This is a genomic window from Anaeromyxobacter sp. SG17, assembly GCF_022690695.1.
Lineage (GTDB): Bacteria > Myxococcota > Myxococcia > Myxococcales > Anaeromyxobacteraceae > Anaeromyxobacter > Anaeromyxobacter soli.
Genome location: NZ_JALCYX010000017.1, coordinates 56,930 through 80,591 on the forward strand (window position 1 = coordinate 56,930; position 23,662 = coordinate 80,591).

Here is a 23,662-nt window from a genome sequence, read left to right on the forward strand (position 1 = left end):
GCTCGCACGCCGCCCCGGAGGCCGACCATGGCCCTGTATCGCTTCCTCTTCGCTCCGGCGCTCCTCGCCCTCGCCGTGCTGGCCGGCCCCGGCCGCGAGCAGGGGCCCGCGACCCAGGCCGAGCCGCCGCGCGTCGTCGCGCCCGAGCGCGCCGCGACGGCGCCCGCGCCGCAGCCCCAGGGATCGCTCTCGCGCGCCGTCGCGAAGCACGCGCCGCGAAACCCCGCGCGGCCGGCGCGGCGCTGATCGCGCACGGGGCGAACGCGACCGGGTCCGGCTAATATCCCGTCGCGCGCCGACGCGCTCCGGGAGAACCGCCGATGGCAGAGCTGTGCGAGAAGTGCACGACGCCCCTCGACGACGCGGGCCACTGCGTCACGTGCGAGGCCGACGCCGAAGGGCTCGCGCTGGTCACGCGCTCCGGCTACGCCTCGGTGCGCGAGATGATGTCGCTCCTCGAGGTCGAGGGGCTCGGGCCGGAGATGGAGAAGGTCCCGCCGGCGCGCCCCGAGGAGCGCGCCCATCCGCTCTGGAACCTGTACGTGCCGCGGGACGAGGCCCCGCGCGCGGTGGAGTTCCTGCGGAGGGACTGGGCCGAGCTGCTCGAGGATCCCGAGGCCGCGGCGGCCGCGGCCCGGGGCCAGGCGGGCGTGGATCTGGACCAGGGCGGGGACCTCACCTGCCCGGCCTGCGGGCACGTGTTCGCGGTGCGCGGCGGGGAGGAGGCCGAGTGCCCGGAGTGCGGTCTCGGGCTCGGCGCGCCGTCGAACGCCGCGCCGGACGAGTCGCAGTCCTAGGATTAGAGCCCCATGCCCAGGGAGCTCGCGGACCTCCACATCCACGTCGGCGGGGCGGTCGCGCCCCACGTCCTCTGGTCGATCGCCCACGAGCAGGGGTTCAAGCTGCCCGTCTCCGACTACTGGGAGTTCAAGGAGCTCGTCTCCGCCCGGCCGGGGAAGGTGAAGTCGCTCGACGAGTACCTCGCCGTCCTGCACACCTGGACGGAGAAGATCCAGTCGTCGCCGCAGGCGATGGAGCGCAGCGTCTACGAGGTCATCGGCAAGGAGTACCGCTCCTCGCGCGTCTCGCTCATCGAACTGCGCTTCAACCCCATGAAGCGCAACGTCGGCGGCGAGCGCGATCTCGATCACATCATCCACGCGGCGCTCCGGGGCATGGACCGCGCCCTCCTCGAGTACGGCGTCCGCGCCGGGCTCATCTTCTGCCTCGCCCGCGAGTTCGACGCGCACCTCAACGAGATCCTCGTCGAGAAGGCCATCAAGTACCGGCGCCGGGGCGTCGTCGGGATCGACCTCGCGGGGACGGAGCGGAACGCCCTCGAGCTCGACGGCCGCGAGGTGAAGCGCTACCGCGAGCTCTTCGCGCGCGCCCGCGCGGCGGGGCTCAAGACCACCGTGCACACCGGGGAGACCGCCGGGACGGGCGCCGAGGGGGTGCGCGCCGTCGTGGAGGAGCTCGAGCCCCAGCGGATCGGCCACGGGATCTGCGCCGCGAAGGACGAGCGGGTGATGGATCTCCTGCGCGAGCGGGGGATCGTGCTCGAGATCTGCCCGAGCTCCAACCTCGCGACCCGCGCGGTCGCGTCGCTGGCGGAGCTCGGGGGGATCCTGCGGCGGTTCTGGGAGCGCGGGGTGAAGTTCACGATCAACACCGACGGCCCGTACCTGCTCGACACGGACATGCGCACGGAGGTGCGGCTCCTGCGCGACGGCGGCATCCTCTCCGACGAGCAGATCGACCAGACGCTCGCGTGGGCCCGCGAGGCGAGCTTCATCGAGGATTGATCACACGGGGCCTGCGGCCCCGGCCCCGGCGGGCTCGCTTCGCTCCGCCCCACGACCGCCGCGCTCCGTCAGCCCGCAGCCTCCGCCTCGGCCGCATCCAGCGCGGCGGCGGTGCGGGCGAGGTCCTCGGACGAGCGGAAGTGACGCGGCTCGAAGGCGGCCGCCATCGGGGTGCCCCACTCCTCGGGCGGCGCCTCGATGCCGGGGAAGTACCGAGGCCGCCGGTGCACCAGGGCGGCGAGCATCTCGGAGAGCGGCGAGCGGAAGCGCTCGGGGCCCCCCGCCGCCGACAGGATCCGCTCGGCGCGCCAGCGCAGCTCGAGCACGCGCCCGAACCCCTCCTGGAAGATCCGCTTCACCGGCGTCTCGGCGAGCGCCTCGATCGCGCGGCCCTCGTCGCCGCCGGCGAGCTTCTCGAGCCCGAGCTCGAGGTAGGCGCGCGCCGCCTGGAAGACCCCTCGCACGGCGTCGAGGTCGCCGGGGTCCACCGCGTCGGCGACGAGGACGGCGTTGGCGGCCGACACGATCTGCCGCTCGACGGCGTCGCGCTCCGCGGGCGAGAGCGCGGCGAACGCGCGGTCGAGCAGCGACGCCTGCGCGAGCGTCGCGAGGAAGAAGCCGGGCGGACGCGCGGCCAGCCCGGGCGCCGCGGCCGGCGTCCGCGGCGGGCGCGCGAACCACGAGAGGGCCTCCTCGAGGGACGGGTAGCCGAGATCCGCGAGGCGGGCGGCGCGCCAGCGGAGGGCCGTCTCCTCGAGCTCGCTCGGGAGGTCCCAGCGGAGCGAGGAGAGGAGCCGCGTCGCGGCGAACGGATCCTCGGCGTACAGGTCGTCGAGGACGCCGCGCACCGCCATGTACTCGGTGCCGTCCACGAGGAACTCGATCACGAACTTGTTCTCGGGCGTCCGCATGAAGCGGTCGCTCGTGAGCTCCGGATCGGGATCCTGCTCGAGGTCGTGGATGCGCAGGCTCGTGCGCAGGACGAGGTACAGCACCTCGCGGTCGAGCGCGGCGAGCTTCCGCTCCCAGCGGGCGGCGGCCTTCGGCTCGAGCTGCGCCCCGGCGCGCGCGGCGCGGAGCCACGGCAGCGCCTTGCGCGGCTCGAACCCCGACCGCGACCAGGCGTCGAGGTCGATGAAGGTCTTGAACTGCTGGGCCGAGGCGAGCTGCACGATGAACGCCGCGTCGGCGAGGCCCACGTCGCGGATCGTGAAGTACAGCTCGTCGGCGGGCAGGGCGCGCACGAGCGCCTGCGGATCGCGCGCGTCGAGGATGACGTCGAGCCGCTTGCGCCCACGCGCTGCGGCCAGCGCCGCGCGCGCGTCCCTCAGCTCGGCAGGCGCGAGCGCCCTGTTCTCCCTGGCCATCACGCACCCCCATGGTGCGCCACCCCGCGGCGGCGCAACGCGCTGCGCGGACCGCTTCGGGGCGGCAGCCCACCGGACGGACGACTGGAGAGACCGCGCGGCGCCGGGCGTCGTGGTGGCGCGCGCGAGGCCGGGGGAGGCGCCTCGGAGGCCGAGGCCGGCCTCGCGCTACGCCCGCGCGGCGGCGCGGGAGGCGCCGTGGGCGACCTTCACGATCTTGCCGGCCTTGAGGCAGCGCGTGCAGACGCGCACGTGCTTCACGGTGCCGTCGACCGTCGCCCGGACCGAGCGGAGGTTGGGCATCGAGCGGGTCTTCGTCTTGTTGTTCGCGTGGGAGACGTTGTTCCCGACGAGCGGGCCCTTCCCACAGATGTCGCAGCGGCGTGCCATGGCTTGCTCCGAAAATCCGAAAGAGCGCGGGATATTACGCAACGGCGGCGGAAATGCAAGAGGCTGGTTCACGCGGCGGGCGCTCGCCGCCGCCGCGCAGCAGTGCGGGCGTGACCCGCGCGATCCCGCCTACTTGAGCGGGTTCTTCGACCCCAGGAGCGCGGCCACGTGCCCGGCCGCCTGGATCCCCGCGTAGAACTCGCCCTCGATGCCGAGGCCCGGGAGCACCTCGCGGCCGGCGAAGAACAGGTTCTTCCAGGGGCCGCGCACCGGCACGCCGGTCACGCCCAGGAACTCGTCGAGGTTGGCCTCGTAGAGCGGGTGGACGGGAGGGAGATCGGCGGCCTCGGGAGAGGCGAGCAGGGGCGCCGACTCGGCGATGAGGTGGCGCTCGAAGAAGGGGATCGCGTCCGCCACCGCCTCGCGGATCCTGGAGGCGGCCTGCTGGAGCGCCGGCCGGCTCCGGACGTCGGCGGGGACGAACCCCGACGCGCAGACGACGCGCTCGTCCGAGACGGGCTCGCCGCCCGAGCCCTTGTCGCCGGGGCCCTTGCGCCCCTCGCGGCGCGCGGGGAGCACCTGCAGGAACACGGCGTTGTCGAGGCCGTCGCCGGCCGAGGCGTTGCGCAGCGCGATCACGTTCTCGGCGAGCGCCGGCGGGAGCGCGGCCTGCTTCACCACGAGGTTCACCGAGACGAGCTGACGCCGCGGGCGAATCCCGCGGAGCGGCTCTACGGCGCGCGACTCGCGGAGATCCGCGGGCAGGAGGTCGAGGAGGCGGTCCGCGTCGGTGGCCACGATGAAGGCGCGCGCCACGTGGGCGTCCGGGGAGTCGGCGAGCCGCACCGCCTCGACCTTGCCGCCCTCGATGTCGAACCCGGTCGCGACGGCCGGCTCGCCGGGGCCCCCGCGCAGCTCGCCGCGGGACTCCGCGATGCGCCGGCGCACCATCTCGCGCAGCGTGCCCTGACCGCCGGGGAGGCGGCTCGTCCCCCGGAACGCGCCGCCGAGGAGCCGGACGAGCGAGAGCGGGGAGGGCTCACCGTCGAGGTACGTGAGGAAGCGGTGCGCGATGGCGACGCTCTGGGCGAGCTCGTGGTCCTCGAGCCCTGCGAACGGCCTCGCGACGCCCACCGGCTCCTTCGGCGCGCCCGGCGCGGTCGAGGCGAGCTTGATGGCCTTCTTCACCTCGCGCCGCTCGATGAACCCGTCCGGAGGGAGCGGCGGCGCGGAGCGCAGGAAGAAGCCGGCGAAGTCGAAGAGGGTCCCGAGCGTCGCGAAGGCCGCCTCGAGCGCCTCCGCCTCCTGCGGCCACTCGCGGCGCAGCTCCGTGCGCAGGATGGCGGGATCGCGCGAGAGGTCGGCGCGGTGCTTCGGCAGGAGGAGCTGGAAGTCCGGATCCGAGGGCACGAGCGCGCGCGAGAAGTCGGTCGCTAGGCCGAGCTCGGAGAGGACCGCCTCCGCGCTCGGCAGCTGGCGCGGGGAGGGGACGACCGCCGGTCCGAAGGGCAGGATGTAACCCTGGTCGGCGTAGTGGAAGCCGGGGTCGTCGTGGGCGACGTGCAGGACGCGGAGGCCGCGCCGGGCGAGCAGCGCGCCGGCCACCACGCCGCCGAGCTGCGAGCCGACCACGCAGACGTCGTAGATGCGCTGGGTTGCGGGAGGACGGAAGGTCTGCGCCACGGGCGCGGGAGTCTACCCGGGTTCGGCCGCGCGCCAAACCTCTTCTCGACCGCGCCGCGATTCCGCGGCCGGGCGGCCGGCCGCTCGCTTCACGCCAGCTCCACGAGCGGGTTCGTGACCGGCCCGGGCGGAGCGAGCCGCGCACCCTCCACCCGCACGCGCCGCCCCTCGACCGAGAGCCGGCCCGCCGCCAGCCACTGGATGGCCTGGGGGTAGAGCCGGTGCTCCTGCTCGAGGATGCGGGCCGCGAGCGCCGCCTCGTCGTCGTCGGGCAGGACCGGCACGATGGCCTGCGCGATCACGGGGCCGGTGTCCGTCCCCTCGTCGACGAAGTGCACGGTGCAGCCCGCGAAGCGCGCGCCGTACTCGACGCACTGGCGCTGGGCGTGGAGCCCCGGGAAGCTCGGCAGCAGGCCGGGGTGCACGTTCAGGACGCGCGGGCAGCCGCGCGACGCGGGCGTCGGGCCGAAGGCGCGCAGGAAGGCGGGCGTGACGAGCCGCATGTAGCCGGCGAGGCACACGACCTCGACCCGGTGCGCGCGCAGGACCTCGACGAGCCGGAGGTCGTAGGCCTCGCGATCGGCGACGCCCTTCGACGGGAGCACCTCCGTCGCGACGCCCGCGCGGCGCGCCCGCTCGAGCGCTCCGGCGGTCGGGACGTTCGAGACGACCACGGCGACCTCGGCGTCCACGCGGCGTGCGGCGCCGCCTGCCCCGCAGGCGTCCAGGATGGCCTGCAGGTTCGTGCCGCCGCCCGACGCGAGGACCCCGAGCCGGATCACCGCACCACCTCGCAGGTGGCCTCGCCCGTGCCGTCCTCGATCTGGCCGACGGTCCACGCGTCGAGGCCGCGCGCGCGCAGCGCGGCGTGCGCTGCCGCCTCGTCGCCCGGCGCGACCACGGCGACGAGCCCGAGCCCCATGTTGAAGGTCCGGTACATCTCGTCGCGCGGCACGCCGCCCTCGCGCTCGACGAGGTCGAAGATGGCCGGCCTCGGCCAGCGCCGCTCCTCGAGCACCGCGCGCGTGCCGTCGGGCAGCGTGCGCGGCACGTTGCCGGGCAGGCCGCCGCCGGTGATGTGGGAGAACGCCTTGACCGGGACCGCCTCGAGGAGCGCGAGCACGTCCTTGGCGTAGATGCGGGTCGGCTCGAGGAGCGCCTCCGCGAGCGTGCGGCCTCCGAGGGCGTCGAAGCGCCGGTCGAGTGGGTTCTTCTCGAGGAGCGCCTTGCGCGCGAGCGAGTAGCCGTTCGAGTGGAGCCCGGTCGAGGCGACGCCGATGACGAGGTCGCCCTTCGCGACCGTCTTGCCGTCGACGATGCGCGAGCGGTCCACGCAGCCCACCGCGAAGCCCGCGAGGTCGTACTCGCCCGGGGCGTAGAAGCCGGGCAGCTCCGCGGTCTCGCCGCCGATGAGCGCGCAACCTGCCTGACGGCAGCCCTCGGCGATGCCCTTCACCACCTCGGCGCCCTGCTCGGCGGACAGCTTCCCCGTGCCGTAGTAGTCGAGGAAGAAGAGCGGCTCGGCCCCCACGACCGCGACGTCGTTCACGCACATCGCCACGAGGTCGATGCCGATCGTGTCGTGGCGGTTCGCCTCGAAGGCGACCTTGAGCTTCGTCCCGACGCCGTCGGTGCCCGAGACGAGCACCGGCTCGCGGTACTTCTTCACGTCGAGCGCGAAGAGCCCGCCGAACCCGCCGATCCCGGCGAGGACCTCGGGGCGGAGGGTGGGACGGGCGTGGGGCTTGATGAGCTCGACGAGGCGGTCGCCCTCGTCGATGTCGACGCCCGCGTCGCGGTAGGTCAGGGACATGGCGGGCCATTACCGCGACGGCGCGACGGCCGCAAGCTGCTCCCGCGCCGGGCAGGGCGACGGGGCGGACGCCGGCCGCCGCGCGCCGTGGCGCACGTCGTGGCCGCGCCCGGGGGGCGCGGTTGCTCCGGGTCGTCGCCTAGAGCGCGACCGCGAGGAGCAGGAGGGCGGCGAGGAGTACGGTGGTGAGGCGCATCGGGAGCGGCTTTCGCTCGGAGTGCTGGCAGGCATCGTAGCGGAGCGATCCGTCATCGCCAGTTTCCGGCCGCGTTCGTGCCGCGCCGCGTCGCGGGCGGTTCGTTGACACTGGCGCGTGAGGTCGGCTAAGCACCACTTCCTTCCGAGGTCACGCACCGCAAATGCCCTGGTTCTCCAAGCAGAAGAAGGTGAAGGCGAGGGAGTCGACCCCCGCCGCCCCGCCGCCGCCGCCCGCCAAGGGCGAGGGCATCTGGCACAAGTGCGAGGGCTGCGAGAGCGTGGTCGCGCGCGCGGAGCTCGAGCGCGAGTGGAACGTCTGCCCATCGTGCGGCCAGCACGAGGCGCTGCCGATCCGCCGCCGGTTCGAGCTCGTGCTCGACCCCGGCTCCTTCGAGGAGCTCGACGCCGATCTCACCCCGCAGGATCCGCTCGGCTTCGTGGACGCGAAGAAGTACCGCGACCGCCTGAAGGGCACCTACAAGAACACCGGGCTGCGGGACGCGTTCATCTCGGGGGTGGGCTCGATCGCCGGGCAGCAGGTGTCGATCGGGTCGTTCGCGTTCGAGTTCATGGGCGGCTCGATGGGCTCGGTCGTCGGCGAGAAGGTCACGCGGGTCTTCGACCGCGCCTTCGAGCGCCGGCTGCCGGCCATCGTCTTCAGCTCGACCGGCGGCGCCCGCATGCAGGAGGGCATCTTCTCCCTCATGCAGATGGCGAAGACCTCGGCGGCGCTCCACCGCTTCCGGGCGGTCAGGAAGCCCTACGTGTCCGTGATGCTCCACCCGACCACGGGCGGCGTGGCGGCCAGCTTCGCCTGGCTCGGCGACGTCGTCATCGCCGAGCCGAAGGCCCTCATCGGCTTCGCCGGGCCCCGCGTCATCGAGCAGACCATCCGGGAGAAGCTGCCGCCGGGCTTCCAGCGCAGCGAGTTCCTCCTCGAGCACGGGATGATCGACGCCATCGTGCACCGCCACGACATGCGGGATCGCCTCGGGCAGCTCCTGTCGCTCCTCGGCTGACCCGCGCGCGAGCGGCCGCGCCCGGCCCGGCGCGGTCCCGCGGCGCGCGCTAGCACACCGCCATGGCCGATCCCCACGCCTACCTCGCCGGGCTGCAGCCGCTCGCGATGCGCTTCGGGCTCGAGCGGATGCAGCGCGCCCTCGACGCGCTCGGCCGTCCGGAGCGCGCCTACCCCGTGCTGCACGTCGGCGGCACGAACGGCAAGGGCTCCACCTGCGCGATGGCCGCCGCCGCCCTCGAGGCCGCCGGCCACAGGGTCGGCCTCTACACCTCGCCTCACCTCGTCCGCTTCAACGAGCGGATCCAGGTTGCGGGCGCGCCCATCGGAGACCTGGACCTCGCCTCGGCGATCGAGGAGATCCGCCGGGCCTGCCCGTGGCACGACGCGGGCGAGGAGGGCGACCGGCTGACCTACTTCGAGTTCGCGACGCTCGCCGGCCTCCTCCACTTCGCGCGCGCGGGCGTCGGCGCCGCCGTGGTGGAGGTGGGGCTCGGGGGGCGCTTCGACGCGACGAACGCGATCGTGCCGCGCGTCACGGCGATCGCCGCCATCGGCCTCGACCACACGCAGCTCCTCGGCGACACCGTCGAGCAGATCGCCTTCGAGAAGGCCGGGATCTTCAAGCCCGGCGTGCCGGCGGTGGTGCACGGGCGCCAGCCGCCCGGGGCGCTCGAGGCGCTGCGGACGGAGGCGGCGCGGCGCGGCGCGCCGTTCGTCGTGGCCGCCCCCGACTACCCGGGCCCGATCGCGCTCTCCGGGCCGCACCAGCGGGGGAACGCCGCGCTCGCCCACGCGGCGCTGCGCGCGCTGGCGCGCGCCGGGGTCGCGGTTCCGGACGAGGCGATGGCGCACGGCATCGCGACCGCGCGCTGGCCGGGGCGGCTCGAGGAGCTCTCGGGCGTGCTGCTCGACGGCGCACACAACCCGGACGGCGCCGCCGCCCTCGCCGCCGCGCTCCGGGCGATGTACCCCGGCCGACCGGTCGAGCTCGTGTTCGGGGTGCTCGCCGACAAGGACCACGCGCACATGCTGGCCGCGCTCGTCCCGGCCGTCCGGGCGCTGCACGTCGTCACGCCTGCGTCCGCGCGGGGGCGGCCCGCGGCCGAGGTCGCCGAGGCGGCGCGCCGCCTGGGGGCCCGGGCGGACGTGCACGGCTCGGTCGCCGAGGCGATCGACTGCGCGCGAGGCGCCGCGGCGCCGGACGGCGTGGTCTGCGTCGCCGGCTCGCTCTACCTCGTGGGTGAGGCGCGCGGGCTCCTCGCGCCCAGGTAGTCAGATATCGCATTGGAACCCCTGGGCTTTTTTTGAGGGGGCGGCCGGTCGCATGCTAACCTGCCCGCCGACCTCTCTGGGGAGCCCACGCATGCGTCCTCGCCACCTCGTCGCGCTGGTCCTCGCCTTCGCGGGCAGCAGCGCCCGCGCCGCCGGCGCCCTCAACGTCGTCACCGCCGTCGAGGTGAAGGACGAGGGCGCCGCCGTGGTGCTCCAGGTGAAGGGCTCGAAGCCGCCGAACTTCACGACCTTCTCGATGGCCGATCCGCCGCGCTTCGTGATCGACCTCTCCGAGGCGCGTCTCCAGGGCGTCCCGGAGGACCTCGTCGTCCGGAACGGCGTCGTGAACCTCGTGAAGAACCTGTCGTACGGCTCCGAGGCGACCGCGATCGCCCGGATCATGGTGGCGTTCCAGGTCGAGGTCGATCCGCCGGAGGTGCTGGCCGAGGGGAACACGCTCGTCGTCCGGGTCGCGAAGCCGGCGGGGGCGTCCCCGGCCGTGGCGGCCGACGACGGCGCCCGCGCGCGCGAGGCGGAGGAGGCGAAGGCTCGCGCCGCGGCCGAGAAGAAGGCGCAGGAGGAGGCCGCCGCCCGCGCCGCAGCCGAGGCCCAGGCGCGCGCCGAGGCGGAGAAGGCCGAGGCTGCGGCCGCGGCGGAGAAGGCGCGGGTCGCCGAGGTCGCGGCCGCGGAGGAGAAGGCGCGAGCCGCCGAGGTCGCGGCCGCGGAGGAGAAGGCGCGGGCCGCCGAGGCGGATCGCGCCAAGGCCGGGGTCGAAGCCGACGCGCAGCCGGCGAGCGCGGCGGCGGAGGAGCAGTCCCGCGCGGAGGCCGAGGCGAAGGGCGCCGCCGAGGCGCGCGCGGCGTACGAGAAGGAGCGGCAGGAGGAGGTCGCGAGGTCCGAGGCCGAGGCCCAGGCCCGGTCGCGCGCGGAGGGGGAGGCGCGCGAGGCCGAGGCCAGCGCGCGCGCGGAGGCGGACCGTCGGGCAGAAGAGGAGGCCGGCGCGCGCGCTGCGGCCGAGGCTCGGGCCGCATCGGAGCGCGAGCTCGCCGCGGCGAACGGCAAGGCCGCCGCGCTCGACGAGGCGCCCGCGCCGGAGCGGTCCCGGGGGGCGGCAGCGGAGTCGCATCCGGAGCCGGCGGCCGCGGTGGCCGAGACGGCCGCCGAGGCGTCCGCCGGGCGGCTCGACGTGGGGGCGCCGCGGGCGCAGCTCCGCGAGGTCGGGTTCAAGCAGATGTCCGGGGTCTCGCGCGTCTTCGTGCGCACCAGCGTGACGCCCCGGTTCTCCGTCCAGGACGTGGGCGAGAACGTGATCCGGGTCGAGCTCGAGAACACGCGCGCGACGCGCCGGAACGACCTGCGTCACCTCGACACGTCGTTCTTCTCCTCCGCGGTCGCGGTCGTCACCCCGGCGCGCCGCGGCTCGAGCTACGTCCTCGACATCAAGCTGCGCGAGCGGGTCCCGTACCAGCAGCGGATCGAGGGCGACATGCTCGCCATCGACTTCGAGCGGCCCGCCGCGCCGGCGTCACTGCCGGTGGCGGGGCCCGCCGGGGCCGCGCCGGGCGGCGGCGCCGCTGCCGACCCCGTCCCGGCCGCGCTCGAGGGCGAGGCGCCCGCGACGACGCCGGCCGCGAATTGACGCGACAGCGACGGCGCGCCGCGTAGAATCGCGCCCTCGCCGTGCACCGCACTCCGCTCCTCGCCGTTGTCGCGCTCGCGGCGCTCGCCGCGCACCTCGCCGCCGCCCAGGCGCCGGCGACCGCTGCGCGTCGGGGCGCCCTCCCGGAGGGAGACGTCCACGTCGACGCCGGGACCGTCACCTACGACGCGTCCACCGGGAGCTTCCTCGTCGAGGACGGGGCCGTGCTGCGGAGAGGCACCGTCGTCCTGCGCGCGCGGACCGCCCGCTATGACCCCGAGACGGGCCAGGTCGTGGCGACGGGCGGCGTCCTCCTCACGGACGCCACGCGCGCGGTGGCCGCGGATGGGGTCACCGCGGTGCTCGGCGGCCCGTTCGAGGCGCAGGACGTCGTCGCGTTCCTGAAGAGCGGGCCCGTGGAGCTCGGCGGGGCCGAGTCCATCGACGCGGCGCGCGGCCTCGGCCAGAACCGGCTCGTTTTCTCCGGCAAGTCGCTGCAGGGGGACCCCTCGGGACGGCTGAAGCTGTCCGGCGCCCGCCTCACGCTCTGCGACTGCGGGGCGGGCCGCGCGCCCTCGTGGGAGATCCGCGCGGCGAACGCCGAAATCATCGCGGGGAAGCGCGCCACGCTCTCGTGGCCCGTCGTCTACGTCACGCCCCGGTTCCTCTTCGTCGATCACCCCGTGCCGGTCCTCCCGCTGCCGTGGCTCTACCTGCCGCTCGGCGAGCGGCAGACGGGGCTCCTGGTCCCGCAGCTCGTGTCGAGCGGCGCGACCCGCTTCGCCGTCGACGTCCCCCTGTTCGTCACGCTGGGGCGAAGCGCCGACCTGACCTTCACGCCGGGCTACGCGTTCGGCCCGGGCAGCGCGGCGGTGGACAAGGGCAAGCCCGCCGTGCGCGGGCCCACCGCGCGGCTCGAGGGCCGCTGGGCCCCGGCGGTCGGGGCGGCGGGCCGGGCCGAGCTGACCTGGCTCCGGGACCTGGACGCCGAGCCGGGCGGTGAGTCCGGGAGCCGCTACGCGGTCGCCCTCGCCCACGCCCAGCGCTTCTCCGAGCGCACCTCGCTCCGCGCCGACCTCGCGCTCTACAGCGACCCGCTCCTCGCGCGCGACTTCTCGACCGACATCCTCGCGCGCGGCACGAGCTACCGGCGCTCGGACCTCGTGATCGAGCACGCGCGGGACGCGCTCGTGCTGGAGGCGGGCGCCTCCTACCTGCAGCCGTTCCTCGTCTCGCCGGAGGGCTACGGCCTGTTCGGACGCGACGTAGACGAGCTGCACCGCTGGCCGTGGGCCTCGGCGACGCTGCTTCCGAGCTTCCTCGGGCCGCTGCGGGTGGAGGGGAGGGCGGGCGCGGCCCGCTTCGCGCCGGCTGCGTCGCTCGACGGAGGGACCCTCCGCGGCCTCGTCGCCGATGGCGCGGCAGGTGTGCCGTACGAGCTCCCGCGTCCGTCGGGCGTGGACCGGGTGCTGCGGCCCGGCGCCTCTCGCGGCGACGTCGGGCTGGAGGTCGCGGCCCCGCTGCAGCTCGGGAACGCGCTCGTGGTGGAGCCGTTCGTCCGCGGTGCGGCGCTCGGCTACGCGTTCGAGGACGGGACGGATCCCGCCATGCAGGCGTGGGGAGTCGCCGGCGCGCGCCTCGAGACGACCTTCGGGCGCGCGTTCGGGGCGATCCGGCACCGGGTGACGCCCTGGGTCGAGTGGCGGCTCGGGAGCGAGTCGGCGGGCAACGCGGATCTCCCGGCGGCGTACGACTCGCTCGACCGGGTCGAGCGCTCGTCGCTCGTGACGCCCGCGGGCGCGCCGGGGCCGGTGGAGCTGCCGCTGCCCATCCTGTCCGCCGCTCCGCGCGGCCGCTTCCAGCAGCTGCGTGCCGCGGTCGACACGCGCCTCTCCCTGCGCGGGGCCGACGTGCTCCGGCTCGAGCTCGGCCAGGACTACGACGTCGAGACCGGCCGGCTCGCGGAGACGTTCACGAGCGGCGAGCTGCGGGCGGGCCGCTTCAGCGCGGACGCCGCGGCGCGCTTCCTCGCCTTCGGCGGGCGCAAGGAGCCGGTGCCGCTCACCGGCGTGCCGCGGCTGCCGTCCTCTCCGCTCGATCGACTCACCGAGCTCCGAGCCTTCGGGTCCGTCTCCGATCGGCGCGGAGATGCGCTCCGGCTCGGGCTCCTCTCCATCGGGAGGGGCGCCTCGGGCAGCCTCGTCGCCGGGCTGGATCCGCTGTTCGATCTGCGGCCCGCGCCGCTCGAGGCGGTGGCGCAGGGGAACGCCGGCGTCACCGCCCGCCTTGGGGGAGCGACGGCGACCTACGACGTGCTCTTCCCGGGCCGTCCGGTGGTCCGCTCCTGCCCGGACCGTACCCGCGAGGTGGGTGCGCTCCACATCCAGCAGCACGTCGCGACGTTCGCCTGGCAGTCGCCCTGCCGCTGCTTCCGGGTGGCCGCCAGCCTCACCCTGAACGACTGTGGGGGGTTCACTCCTCGGATGATGATCGATTTGGCCCCGGTGGGGTCGACTCTCGCAGGTGCGAGTCGGTAGACTCTCTCCCCCCAGGCGGAGCGACTCGTCCGCCATTCGCGGGGGTTGCGATACGTGAACCTCGACTGGAGAATCGACGGGTGAGCCGGACCCGAACACCGCCGCCGCACGCCGCGCGGAACGCCGAGGGGAACGAGCCCGAGAAGCGCCGCGCCATCCTCCACGCCGCGGTGCGCGTGTTCGCGGAGAAGGGCTACCACGGCTGCCGCATCGCCGACGTGGCGCGGGCCGCCAACGTCGCGTACGGGCTCGTGTACCACTACTTCCGGAACAAGGAAGAGCTGCTCGAGAGTGTCTTCGCCGAGCAGTGGACGATCCTCATCAACGCCATCCGGGCCATCGACGAGGGGCCCGGTACGGCGGCCGACAAGGTCGCGGCCATCTTCGGGTTCGTCTTCGACGTGTACAAGGCGGCCCCCGCCGCGGTGCGCGTCCTCATCCTGGAGGTGACGCGCACGCCGCAGGGGCTCCGCGCCGGCTCGACCCGCGAGACCTTCGACCGCGCCGTCCACCTGGTCGCGGACGTGGTCCGTCAGGGCCAGCAGGCCGGCGAGCTCCGCGCGGAGCTGGACCCGGTCATCGCCGCGGCGGGCCTCCTCGGCGCCCTCGAGCTCGCGATGACCGGCATGGTGATCGGCATCGTGCCCGCGGGGGACGAGGCCGCGGTGGACCGGGTGAAGGGCGAGGTCGTCGAGCTCGTCTGCGGCGGGCTGCGGCGCCGCTGAGCGGCACCCGGCCCCCGATCGACTGCGCGCGCCCCGCCGGGAGCTTTTGCCGGGCGGTGCCCCCGAACAGAATCCCTTCCCCCATGCCGCGCTGCGGCGTCGGTGGTCGCCGGCCGGATCGCCCGGGCGGCGGGCTCGTGATCTTTCGCCGGCGCGCGGCGCGCTGCCGGCATCCGGCCCCGCGGGGCCGAGCAAGGGTGAGTGATGGCGGCGCGCGTGCTCGTGTCGGACGACCTCTCGCCGGAGGCGGTGAGGATCCTCCAGGCGGCAGGGCTGGACGTGGACGTGAGGGTGGGCCTCAGGCCCGAAGAGCTCGAGCGGATCATCGGCGACTACGACGGCCTCGCGGTGCGGAGCGCCACGAAGGTGACCGCGCGCCTGCTCGAGAAGGCCGCCCGGCTCAAGGTGATCGGGCGCGCCGGGGTCGGCGTCGACAACGTGGATCTCGCGGCGGCCACCCGCCGCGGCGTCGTGGTGATGAACACGCCCGGGGGCTCGTCGATCACGGTGGCCGAGCTCGCGCTCGCCATGATCCTCGCCCTCTCGCGCCACGTGGCCGCCGCCACCGCCAGCGTGAAGGGTGGCAAGTGGGAGAAGAAGCGGTTCCAGGGCCACGAGCTCGCCGGCAGGACGCTCGGCGTCGTGGGCATCGGGAACATCGGCTCGGTCCTCGTCGAGCGGGCCCTCGCGATGCGCATGCGCGTCGTCGCGTTCGACCCCTTCATCTCGCCCGAGGCGGCCGCCAAGCTCGGCGCGTCGCTCGTGGACCTCGAGACCCTCTGGCGGGAGGCGGACGTCGTCTCGGTCCACGTGCCCCTCACCGAGAAGACGCGGAACCTCGTCGACGCGGCGGCGCTCGCCAAGATGAAGAAGGGCGCGATCCTCGTGAACTGCGCCCGGGGCGGCATCGTGGACGAGCGGGCGCTCGCCGAGGCGCTGCGCTCGGGACACCTCGCGGGCGCGGGGCTCGACGTCCTCGAGCAGGAGCCGCCGCCCGCCGATCACCCGCTGCTCGCGCTCGAGAACGTGCTCCTCACGCCGCACATCGGCGCCTCGACCGAGGAGGCGCAGTCGGCGGTGGCCATCGCGGTCGCCGAGCAGCTCTCGGACTACCTGGTGCGGGGCGTCGTGCGGAACGCCGTGAACGCGCCGGGGCTGCCGCCGGAGATGATGGAGCAGCTCGCGCCGTACCTGCCGCTCGCGGAGAAGCTCGGCGCGCTCGCGGCGCAGCTCGCGCCGCCGGGCCCGACCGAGGTCGCGGTGGAGGTCGCCGGCGAGCTCGCCTCGGTGCCGCTCCGCCCGCTCGTCGCGCGCGCGCTCGCCGGCATCCTGCGGCCGTTCCTCGACACGCCGGTGAACGAGGTGAGCGCCCCGGCCATCGCGCGGGAGCGCGGGCTCGCGGTGCGGGAGACGCGCTCGGCCGAGCCGCACGACTACGCGAGCCTGGTGACCGTCACGGTCCGCGGCGCGGGCGGCGAGGCCCAGGTCGCCGGGACGGTGTACGGGAAGCGGGACGCGCGCATCGTGCGGGTGAACGCGTTCCGGGTCGAGGCGGTGCCGGACGGGCAGGTGATCCTCTGCGAGAACGACGACGCGCCCGGCGTTTTCGGCAGCCTCGGGACGACGCTCGGCGCCGCGGGCGTGAACATCGCCCGCATCTCGCTCTCGCGCGTGGAGGATCGCTCGCGCGCCTTCGCCTTCCTCAACGTGGACTCCGCGCCGTCCCCGGAGCTCCTCGAGCGGCTGCGCCGCCTTCCTCACGTCCGGTCGGTCCAGGCGATCGCGCTGTAGCCCGGAGCCGGGCGCCTTCGCGCCCCGGTTGTGAAGCCCCCGCCCCGACCCCAGCTTTCGGGGATGAGGTTCACGGAGGGACGACCATGACGACACTGACGGAGACAGGCGGGCGCGTGCTCCCGCGCCTGCACTGGGGCGCGGTCATCGCGGGTGCGCTCGTCGCGCTCGCCGCTCACGTGGTGCTGGGGCTCGTGGGCGCCGCGATCGGATTCGCCGCCGAGCCTGCGGACTCGCAGGCCTTGGGCGCGGGCGCGGCGATCTGGGCGATGCTCACGCCGTTCGTCGCGACCGCCATCGGAGCCTGGATCGCGGTGCGCATGGCCGCCGACTTCGACGCCGCCGGCTCGAGCCTGCACGGCGTGGTCGTGTGGGCCATCGGGCTCATCGCAGGCGCGCTGTTCCTCGCCGGCACGCTCGCCTCCGGGGCGATGAGCGCGGGCACGGCGGCGAGCGGCAACGCGGGAGCGATGCGGCAGATGATGGGCGGCCGGCAAGCGGTGGACCCGAACAGCCCGCGCACACAGATCGGCGCCGAGCGTGCATCGGATGCCGCGGGCAAGGCGGCTGCAGCGGCGGCGGGCGGGGCGGCGATGGCGGCGATCGCCGGGCTCCTCGGCGCGTTCGCGGGCGCCTCGATGGCGCGGCGCCGTCGCGAGGGTCGAGGGCTCGGCTGGAGCACGCACCGGACCGAGGGCGCTCCACGCTCGCGCGCCGTCAGCCCGGAGGAGCGCGCGGCGATGCCGGGGTACGAGCCGCGCCCGTCGGTGCCCGGGGAGGTTCCGCGCGGCGAGGAGCCGTTTCACCATTAGCGATTGAGGCGCGCGAGGCCGGGTCCGTGCGCGCGGGCAGCCGCGTTCCGATCCCCTTTCGCGGCCGGGCGGGGGCGAGATAGAGTCGGGCGCGATGCTCGACCTCTCGCTCCCGTCCGGCTTGCGCGACCTCCTCCCCGATCACTCGGCGCACCTCGCCGAGCTGTCCGCGAAGCTCCAGGAGGTGTTCTCGCGCTTCGGCTACCGGCGCGTGTTCCTGCCCACGCTCGAGCGGCTCGACGTGGTGGAGCGCGGGCTCTCGGCCGCGGCGCTCGCGGACGTCATGAAGTTCGTCGAGCCCGGCTCCGGAGAGGTCGTCGCCATCCGGCCTGACATCACGCCGCAGATCGCGCGGCTGTACGCGGCGCGCCCGGACGCGCTGCCGTCGCCGGCGCGGCTCTGCTACGACGGCCCGGTGCTGCGCGCCCGCGAGGCGCGGGCGGGCCGTCCCCGCGAGGTCTACCAGGCCGGCGTCGAGCTGCTCGGCGCGGGCGGGCCGTCCGCGGACGCCGAGGCGCTCGTGGTGCTGGCGCGCGCGCTCGAGCGGGTGGGGCTCGGCGCCGCCGTGCTGGAGGTCGGCCACGCGCGCTTCGCGCACGCGGTGATCGACGGGGCGGGGCTCGCGCCGAAGGGGCGCGCCGCCGCGTGGGAGGCGCTCTCCCGCAAGGACGAGGACGCCCTCGCCGCGCTCGCGAAGAAGGGCCGCGGCGAGGCCGCCGCCCGCGCAGCGCTCCCGGAGCTCGCGACGCTGTACGGCGACGGCGCGCTCTCCCGCGCCCGCAAGCTCGTGCGGGACGTCCCCGGCGCCGCCACGTCGCTCGGCCAGGTCGAGGCGGCGCTCAAGATCGCCCGGCGCCGGGGGGTCAAGGACGTCTCGGTGGATCTCGGGGAGACGCGTGGCCTCGGGTACTACACCGGCATCACCTTCGCCGGCTACGCGCCGGGGGCGGGGAGCGCGGTCGCGGCGGGCGGCCGTTACGACGAGCTCCTCGAGCGCTTCGGCCGGCCCGGGCCGGCGATCGGCTTCGCCGTCGACCTCGAGTTCGCGACCCAGGCGCTCGAGCGTGCCAACGGCCGGGCGGGCGAGCGCACCGCGCGGTCCCGCCGCAGCCGTCCGCGCTAGCGGATCCCGGTCCGCCCTGGTATCGTGCCGCACCTGCGTCGGCGCTGCGACCGCGAGGTGCGCGCGCCGGGAGTCCACCCAGGGAGCCATCACATGCCGAACGTGGTCGTCGTCGGAGCCCAGTGGGGCGACGAGGGCAAGGGAAAGATCGTCGATCTCCTCACCGAGCACGCGGACGTCGTCGTCCGCTTCCAGGGGGGGAACAACGCCGGCCACACGCTGGTGGTGAACGGCGAGAAGACGGTCCTCCACCTCATCCCGGCGGGCATCCTCCACCCCGGCAAGTCGTGCGTCATCGGAAACGGCGTCGTCTTCGACCCCGAGGTCTTCGTCATGGAGGTGGACCGGCTCAAGAGCCGGAACGCCCTCGCCGACGACGCCCAGCTCGTGGTGTCGCTCGACGCGCACGTGATCATGCCGTGGCACAAGGCGATCGACATCGCGCGCGAGCAGGCGATGGGCGCCGGGAAGATCGGGACGACCGGCCGCGGCATCGGGCCGACCTACGAGGACAAGGTGGCGCGGCGCGGGCTCCGGATCCGGGACCTCGTCGACGCCTCCCGCCTCGAGCGCAAGGTGAAGGAGCGGCTGCCGGCGGCGCGGGAGGAGCTGCGCCGGCTCGGCGCCACGCCCGACCTCGACGAGGCGGCGATCGTCGCCCGCTACGCGGAGCTCGGCCGCCGCGTCGCCCGCTACGCCGCGGACGTGTCGCTCTGGCTCCACCGCGCGCTGCAGAACGGCAAGCAGCTGCTGTTCGAGGGCGCGCAGGGGACGATGCTCGACGTCGATCACGGCACGTACCCGTTCGTCACGAGCTCGAACACCGTCGCGGGCAACGCCGTGGTGGGGTGCGGCCTCGGCCCGACCGCCGTGGACTACGTCCTCGGGATCTCCAAGGCCTACTCCACGCGCGTGGGCGGCGGCCCTTACCCGAGCGAGCTCAAGGACGAGACCGGCGAGCGGCTGCGCAAGATCGGCGGCGAGTTCGGCGCGACCACCGGCCGGCCCCGCCGCACCGGGTGGCTCGACGTCCTGGCGCTGCGCTACGCCGCTCGCGTGAACGGGCTGCACGGCATCGCGATGACGAAGCTCGACGTGCTCACCGGGTTCGACACGGTGAAGATCGCCGTCGGCTACCGCGTGGACGGCAAGGTGCTCGACGAGATGCCGTCGGATCCGGAGCTGCTCGAGCGGGCCGAGGCCATCTACGAGGAGCTGCCGGGGTGGAGCGAGAAGCTCGACCACCTCCGGAGCTGGGACGACCTCCCGCCCCGCGCGCGCGCCTACGTGAAGCGCGTGGAGGAGCTCTCGGGCGTGCCGGTGGTCGGACTCTCCGTCGGCGCCGACCGCGGGCAGACGATCCTGCTCGAGAACCCGTTCCGCAAGTAGCCCTCCGGCGCACGCGGTGGGCGCGTCCCCGCGCCCGCCGCGCACCTCTTCCGCGTTCCACGCACAGCGGCGCCATCCCAGGCGCCGCCTCGCGCGGCGCCGAGGGCGGTCGCTTCGGCTCTGAGCGGTCGCGCCTCGAGCGCCGCCGCCTTCGCTGGTCGTGCGCTCGGGCGTATCATGCGCGCCATGCGCGCTCTCGCCCTGTTCGCAGTCCTCCAGGCCGCTCCGGCGCTCGCGCTCGCGCAGGGGGCGCCCGGGACGGCGCCCTCGAGCGGCGCGCGCCCGGTCGTGCAGAGCGCCGGCGCGAGCCCCGCGGCTCCGCCGTCGAGCGTGACGGGCGTGACGGCCGCCCCGGCTCCCGGCACGACGACCGTGACCGCTGCTCCGAGCTCTCCTCGGCCGTCGACCGCGGGCCCGACCGCCAGCGCGACTCCGACCCCGACTGCAGCCCCCGCGACCGCAAATCCGGCCGCGACCGCGAGTCCGGCCCCGGCCGCGACGGCGAGCCCGGTCGTGACCGCCAGTCCGGCCCAGACGCCGGCCGCGAGCCCCGCCGCGACCTCGACCGCCGCTTCCGTTCCCGTCGCGCCCACGGCCGCCGTCGCGGAGCGGCTCGCGCAAGGCGATCGCGCCTTCGGGGCGGGTGACGTCCGCGGCGCGCTCTTCGCCTATCAAGACGCGGTCTACCTCCAGCCCGGGTACGCCTTCGCGCGCGTGAAGCTCGGGCGCGCCTACCTCGCGCTCCGCTACCCCGCGCAGGCCATCGCGCAGGGGGAGCTCGCGCTCGCGTCCGATCCGGCCAGCGACGACGCGCGCCGGCTCCTCGAGGAGGCCCGCGCCGCCCGGATCCCGGCGCCCGCCCTTTCGGCCTCGTCGGCGCCGCAGCCCGTGCCCGCCGCTGCGGCTGCGGCGCCCGCTGCGCCCGCGCTCGGCGCGCCCACCGGCGCCATTCCTGCGGGGGCGACGGTCGTCGTCGTGATGCCGGCGGGGGTGGCCCCCGGAACGACGATCGCCGTGCCGTCCGCGGCCCCCGCGGCCGCTCCGGCCCCGCCGGGGACCCAGCCACGCACCTACCGTCTCACGCCCGAGGCGTACGACGCCCCTGCGCCCCTCCCTGCGGCGCCGGCGCAGGCCGGCGGGCCCACCGCCGCGCAGCGCTACCGCAGCGCGCTCGACCTCGTCGCGCGCCGCGAGTACGGCGCGGCGATCGCGCTCCTCGACGACGCGATCGCGCTCGATCCGCGGCTCGCCGTCGCATACACGGCCCGTGCGAGCGCGAAGTTCGGCCAGAGACGGTTCCGCGAGGCGGCCGACGACTACAAGGCTGCGCTCGGCCTCGACCCGGCCCTCGGGACTCCGCTGTACGGCCTCGCCGAGTGCTACCGGCTCCTCGGCGACCCGCTCGCGGGCGAGCTGTACCGCCGTTACTCGAATAGCCACGCCCGGGACGTGCGCGAGGAGCTTCGGTCGGTCGCGCGCGCCCGCGCAGACGAGCTCTCCGGCCGCTGATCCTGGAGGCGCGGCCCCCTCGGCCGCGCGGCCGCCTCCGCCCCCGCGCGGAGGGCGGTCGCGTGCCGCGCACGAGCGCTCGGGTCGCCCGGGTCCGGCCCCAATCGTACCGCGCCGCCCGTCTGGCCCACCTCCGTGGGCGGCCGTACACTTGGGGCATGGAGGCGGCGCGGATCTACAAGACGCGCCTGCCGCTCCGGATCGCGGTCGCCACGGCGGGCACGTTCTGGTTCGGCGTGCTCGTCGTGCTCCTCGGCGCCCCGGGCGCGGAGCCGCGCGCCGTGCTCGGCGCGACGCTGTTCCTCGCCTTCTTCGCGGTGTTCACCGTCCTCTACGCCCGGACGTCCATCACCGTGACGGACGACGGCATCGTGGCCGCGACGCCCTTCAGCCGCCGGCCCGTGCGCTACGAGGAGATCCGCGAGATCATCGTGCAGGACGGGCTCGGCGGGCGCGTGTACGCCCTGTTCACGCAGCGCGGGCGCGTCCAGTTCACGAGCCTCTTCGCTCGCCACCGCGAGCTGTTCGAGCTGCTCCTCGAGCGGGCGGACCTCTCGCCGCAGCGGCTCCGGCGCTGAACCTCACGATGAGGACGCGAGCGCCAGCGCCGCGGCGGAGAGGCCGAGGAGCGCCGCGGCGGTGAGGTGCGCGAGGGGGAGCCGAGGCGCCCTTCGGCCGGGCGCGTCGGCCGAAGCGGGGAGCGCGGCGCACGTGCGCGCGCCCGGGTGGACGAAGACGAGCGTCGTGTCTCCGACCGTGAGCTCGTCGCCGTCGCGGAGCGCGCAGGGCAGGCGCTCGAGCCGCATGCCATTCACGCGCAGGCCGTTCTTGGAGCCGAGATCCTCGATGAAGGCGCCCTCCGCGTCGAGGCGCAGCCGCGCGTGACGGCGCGACGCCTGGGCGTCCCGGACGCGGATGTCGGCCGCGCGCCCGCGCCCCAGGACCTGCTCGGCGCCGAGCGGGTGCCGCGCCCCGGCCTCGGGCCCGGTGACGACGACGAGGTGCACGCCGCCGATCGGCGCCTCCGGGCTCGCCGACGCATCCCGGAGCAGCGCCGCCGCGGCGACGCGGGTGCCCTCCGCGGCGACGGCGGCGGGGAGGGCGATGCGGTGGCCCCCGAGCTCGACCGACTCGCCGGAGCGGAGCAGGCGGCGCGCGCCCGCAGGCAGGGGCCGCCCCGCCGCGCGAGCGCCCGACACGCACGCCTCCACCACCAGGCCGGCCGCGCACGGCAGGAGGCGGAGCGCGCAGGGGGGAGCTCCAGGCAGCTGGAGGTCGTCGGCGCGCGATCCGCCGGCGGTCGCGGGGGAGGAGAGGTCGCGCCGCTCGGGGTCGGCACCGGCGCACTGGAGCATGAGCGTCTGTCGCACGAGGCCATGGGATCCAGCGCCCGTGCCAGCGGGCACCGAGCACGGGCCATGAGATCTCGCGAGGTTGGACGGGCGGCCTGGCTGAGGGGGTCCGCCGCGCGGCCCGGCCGGCACCGCGCGCGCCCTTTAGCGGGCAGCGCTATCCGGAGTCGGAGCCGACGTGCCAGCGGCTCTCGGCCCGCGAGCGCTCGGAAGGATCGCCCTCGAAGCGCAGGTAGCCGTTCAGCTCCAGGGTGTCCACGAGCGTCTCGGCCTCGAACTCGCCGATGCCGAGCTCATGAACCAGGACGTCCCGGAAGTAGCTCCGGCCGCGGAGGTATCCGACGGGAGGTTCGGTCGGGGGGATGTGACGGCGAATCCGCTCGGCGACGTCGGCCAGGTCGAAGTCCTCGATGCCCACAGGCAACCCTAGGGGCGCTCCCATAGGATCGCCAGGGGGTCGAGGGCGGCCGAAGCGGGCACGCGGGTGACGCGGCGCCCGTCCGAGAGCAGCCGGACCGCCCCCTCCTCGTCCGTCCGGAGCACTGCGGCGCCCGCCGCGCGCCAGCGCTCCACCGCCTCGGCATGGGGGAAGCCGAAGCGGTTGTCCCGGCCGAGGCTCACGACGGCGAGCGCCGGGCGCACCGCCCGGACGAACGCCTCGCTCGAGGACGTCCGGCTGCCGTGGTGCGGCACCTTCACGACGTCGGCCCGGAGCCCTCCCCTCGAGAGCGCTGCGGCCTCTCCCGCGTGCTCGACGTCGCCGGGGAACAGGAACGCGGTCGTGCCGTACCCGACGCGCAGCACGACCGAGGCGTCGTTCGCGCCGAGCCCTTCGCGGTCCCCGCCCAGCACGTCGAAGCGGACGCCGGCCCGCTCCCATCCGTCGCCGGGGGCCAGGGGAACCGGCGCCAGCGCCGCGAGCACGCGCGCCACCTCGCCCTCGGCGGGAGCGCCGTTCGAGAACACGAGGTCGATCGGGAACGCGCCCGCGACGGCGGCGAGGCCGAGGGCGTGGTCGGGGTGCGGGTGCGAGACGAAGACGGCGGCGAGGCGGGTGACCCCCAGATCGCGGAGGAGGGGGACGACGTCGCGCGCGCCGGGATCCGCGCCGCCGTCCGGCGCGCCGCCGGCGTCCACCAGCACGGCGCTGCCGTCCGGGAGCCGCAGGAGCGCCGCGTCCCCCTGGCCCACCGAGAGGAACAGGACCTCGAGCCCGCCGCGCGTCTCGGCCGCGGC

General features: G+C 75.4%; 22 protein-coding genes. 14 read left to right on the forward strand and 8 right to left on the reverse strand.

All coding sequences use genetic code 11. The annotated features are described in order from the left end of the window. The first annotated feature begins 27 nt into the window (after positions 1-27). The 3 genes from MNY60_RS09145 (at position 28) to add (ending at position 1,805) form a co-directional block, all read left to right on the forward strand. On the forward strand, positions 28-246 hold the full coding sequence (locus MNY60_RS09145; RefSeq protein ID WP_242360472.1) for a hypothetical protein: 219 nt from the start codon (positions 28-30) through the stop codon (positions 244-246). Positions 247-320: 74 nt separating this feature from the next. After that, complete coding sequence (locus MNY60_RS09150; RefSeq protein ID WP_242360473.1) at positions 321-797, forward strand: hypothetical protein; 477 nt, start codon at positions 321-323, stop codon at positions 795-797. Positions 798-809: 12 nt separating this feature from the next. Then, complete coding sequence (gene add / locus MNY60_RS09155) at positions 810-1,805, forward strand: adenosine deaminase (RefSeq protein WP_242336505.1); 996 nt, start codon at positions 810-812, stop codon at positions 1,803-1,805. Positions 1,806-1,873: 68 nt separating this feature from the next. On the opposite strand, the gene MNY60_RS09160 is transcribed toward add, so the two are convergent. The 5 genes from MNY60_RS09160 to purM all read right to left on the reverse strand — a co-directional run bounded on the left by MNY60_RS09160 (position 1,874) and on the right by purM (position 7,058). Beyond that, positions 1,874-3,172 carry a DUF6178 family protein gene (locus MNY60_RS09160; RefSeq protein ID WP_242336502.1) on the reverse strand — a complete coding sequence of 433 codons (1,299 nt, stop codon included), beginning with the start codon at positions 3,170-3,172 and terminating at the stop codon, positions 1,874-1,876. A gap of 168 nt (positions 3,173-3,340) precedes the next feature. Then, the gene (gene rpmB, locus MNY60_RS09165) at positions 3,341-3,562 is read right to left on the reverse strand and encodes a 50S ribosomal protein L28 (protein WP_242336499.1); all 222 of its coding nucleotides are present in this window, start codon (positions 3,560-3,562) and stop codon (positions 3,341-3,343) included. Between the two features lie 129 nt (positions 3,563-3,691). Next, positions 3,692-5,245, reverse strand: a complete 1,554-nt coding sequence (locus MNY60_RS09170; RefSeq protein ID WP_242336496.1) for an NAD(P)-binding protein — start codon at positions 5,243-5,245, stop codon at positions 3,692-3,694. Between the two features lie 89 nt (positions 5,246-5,334). After that, on the reverse strand, positions 5,335-6,027 hold the full coding sequence (purN, locus tag MNY60_RS09175) for a phosphoribosylglycinamide formyltransferase (protein WP_242336493.1): 693 nt from the start codon (positions 6,025-6,027) through the stop codon (positions 5,335-5,337). Further along, on the reverse strand, positions 6,024-7,058 hold the full coding sequence (purM, locus tag MNY60_RS09180; RefSeq protein WP_242354617.1) for a phosphoribosylformylglycinamidine cyclo-ligase: 1,035 nt from the start codon (positions 7,056-7,058) through the stop codon (positions 6,024-6,026). Before purM ends, purN begins: the two co-directional genes overlap by 4 nt. A gap of 359 nt (positions 7,059-7,417) precedes the next feature. Between purM and accD the strand changes: the two genes are divergently transcribed. From accD to MNY60_RS09235, 11 genes are all read left to right on the forward strand, one after another. Further along, positions 7,418-8,275, forward strand: coding sequence for an acetyl-CoA carboxylase, carboxyltransferase subunit beta (gene accD / locus MNY60_RS09185; RefSeq protein ID WP_242336487.1), 858 nt, complete (start codon positions 7,418-7,420; stop codon positions 8,273-8,275). Between the two features lie 62 nt (positions 8,276-8,337). Next, positions 8,338-9,549, forward strand: coding sequence for a folylpolyglutamate synthase/dihydrofolate synthase family protein (locus MNY60_RS09190; protein ID WP_242336484.1), 1,212 nt, complete (start codon positions 8,338-8,340; stop codon positions 9,547-9,549). A gap of 91 nt (positions 9,550-9,640) precedes the next feature. After that, positions 9,641-11,188 carry an AMIN domain-containing protein gene (locus MNY60_RS09195; RefSeq protein ID WP_242336481.1) on the forward strand — a complete coding sequence of 516 codons (1,548 nt, stop codon included), beginning with the start codon at positions 9,641-9,643 and terminating at the stop codon, positions 11,186-11,188. 41 nt (positions 11,189-11,229) lie between these two features. After that, positions 11,230-13,725 carry an LPS-assembly protein LptD gene (locus MNY60_RS09200; protein WP_242360474.1) on the forward strand — a complete coding sequence of 832 codons (2,496 nt, stop codon included), beginning with the start codon at positions 11,230-11,232 and terminating at the stop codon, positions 13,723-13,725. An 80-nt stretch (positions 13,726-13,805) separates the two neighbouring features. After that, positions 13,806-14,450, forward strand: coding sequence for a TetR/AcrR family transcriptional regulator (locus tag MNY60_RS09205; protein ID WP_242336475.1), 645 nt, complete (start codon positions 13,806-13,808; stop codon positions 14,448-14,450). A 204-nt stretch (positions 14,451-14,654) separates the two neighbouring features. Further along, positions 14,655-16,241, forward strand: a complete 1,587-nt coding sequence (gene serA, locus MNY60_RS09210; RefSeq protein WP_242360475.1) for a phosphoglycerate dehydrogenase — start codon at positions 14,655-14,657, stop codon at positions 16,239-16,241. Between the two features lie 86 nt (positions 16,242-16,327). Then, positions 16,328-17,053 (forward strand): hypothetical protein, encoded by a 726-nt coding sequence (locus MNY60_RS09215; protein ID WP_242354648.1) that lies wholly within the window; start codon positions 16,328-16,330, stop codon positions 17,051-17,053. Between the two features lie 94 nt (positions 17,054-17,147). Further along, positions 17,148-18,176, forward strand: coding sequence for an ATP phosphoribosyltransferase regulatory subunit (gene hisZ, locus MNY60_RS09220; RefSeq protein ID WP_242354673.1), 1,029 nt, complete (start codon positions 17,148-17,150; stop codon positions 18,174-18,176). A 93-nt stretch (positions 18,177-18,269) separates the two neighbouring features. Then, positions 18,270-19,565 carry an adenylosuccinate synthase gene (locus MNY60_RS09225; protein WP_242336466.1) on the forward strand — a complete coding sequence of 432 codons (1,296 nt, stop codon included), beginning with the start codon at positions 18,270-18,272 and terminating at the stop codon, positions 19,563-19,565. Positions 19,566-20,078: 513 nt separating this feature from the next. Beyond that, positions 20,079-21,074 carry a hypothetical protein gene (locus MNY60_RS09230; RefSeq protein ID WP_242354675.1) on the forward strand — a complete coding sequence of 332 codons (996 nt, stop codon included), beginning with the start codon at positions 20,079-20,081 and terminating at the stop codon, positions 21,072-21,074. A 158-nt stretch (positions 21,075-21,232) separates the two neighbouring features. Next, entirely contained in the window at positions 21,233-21,652 is a 420-nt protein-coding gene (locus MNY60_RS09235) for a hypothetical protein (protein ID WP_242354677.1), read from the forward strand. Positions 21,653-21,655: 3 nt separating this feature from the next. Here MNY60_RS09235 and MNY60_RS09240 read toward each other — a convergent pair whose 3' ends face one another. The 3 genes from MNY60_RS09240 to MNY60_RS09250 form a co-directional block, all read right to left on the reverse strand. Then, positions 21,656-22,444, reverse strand: coding sequence for an FHA domain-containing protein (locus tag MNY60_RS09240; RefSeq protein WP_242354679.1), 789 nt, complete (start codon positions 22,442-22,444; stop codon positions 21,656-21,658). Positions 22,445-22,583: 139 nt separating this feature from the next. Further along, positions 22,584-22,844 carry a hypothetical protein gene (locus MNY60_RS09245; protein WP_242336454.1) on the reverse strand — a complete coding sequence of 87 codons (261 nt, stop codon included), beginning with the start codon at positions 22,842-22,844 and terminating at the stop codon, positions 22,584-22,586. A gap of 8 nt (positions 22,845-22,852) precedes the next feature. Beyond that, a partial coding sequence (locus tag MNY60_RS09250) for a ComEC/Rec2 family competence protein (protein WP_242360476.1) occupies positions 22,853-23,662 on the reverse strand: 810 nt, incomplete at its 5' end.

Excerpts from the sequence above, each read along its gene's own strand:
- MNY60_RS09195 (WP_242336481.1), top strand. The coding sequence starts at position 9,641 with ATGCGTCCTCGCCACCTCGTCGCGCTGGTCCTCGCCTTCGCGGGCAGC.
- serA (WP_242360475.1), top strand. The coding sequence starts at position 14,655 with ATGGCGGCGCGCGTGCTCGTGTCGGACGACCTCTCGCCGGAGGCGGTG.
- add (WP_242336505.1), top strand. The coding sequence starts at position 810 with ATGCCCAGGGAGCTCGCGGACCTCCACATCCACGTCGGCGGGGCGGTC.
- MNY60_RS09145 (WP_242360472.1), top strand. The coding sequence starts at position 28 with ATGGCCCTGTATCGCTTCCTCTTCGCTCCGGCGCTCCTCGCCCTCGCC.
- MNY60_RS09225 (WP_242336466.1), top strand. The coding sequence starts at position 18,270 with ATGCCGAACGTGGTCGTCGTCGGAGCCCAGTGGGGCGACGAGGGCAAG.
- MNY60_RS09160 (WP_242336502.1), bottom strand. The coding sequence starts at position 3,172 with ATGGCCAGGGAGAACAGGGCGCTCGCGCCTGCCGAGCTGAGGGACGCG.
- MNY60_RS09150 (WP_242360473.1), top strand. The coding sequence starts at position 321 with ATGGCAGAGCTGTGCGAGAAGTGCACGACGCCCCTCGACGACGCGGGC.
- MNY60_RS09215 (WP_242354648.1), top strand. The coding sequence starts at position 16,328 with ATGACGACACTGACGGAGACAGGCGGGCGCGTGCTCCCGCGCCTGCAC.
- MNY60_RS09235 (WP_242354677.1), top strand. The coding sequence starts at position 21,233 with ATGGAGGCGGCGCGGATCTACAAGACGCGCCTGCCGCTCCGGATCGCG.
- MNY60_RS09190 (WP_242336484.1), top strand. The coding sequence starts at position 8,338 with ATGGCCGATCCCCACGCCTACCTCGCCGGGCTGCAGCCGCTCGCGATG.
- accD (WP_242336487.1), top strand. The coding sequence starts at position 7,418 with ATGCCCTGGTTCTCCAAGCAGAAGAAGGTGAAGGCGAGGGAGTCGACC.
- rpmB (WP_242336499.1), bottom strand. The coding sequence starts at position 3,562 with ATGGCACGCCGCTGCGACATCTGTGGGAAGGGCCCGCTCGTCGGGAAC.
- hisZ (WP_242354673.1), top strand. The coding sequence starts at position 17,148 with ATGCTCGACCTCTCGCTCCCGTCCGGCTTGCGCGACCTCCTCCCCGAT.
- purM (WP_242354617.1), bottom strand. The coding sequence starts at position 7,058 with ATGTCCCTGACCTACCGCGACGCGGGCGTCGACATCGACGAGGGCGAC.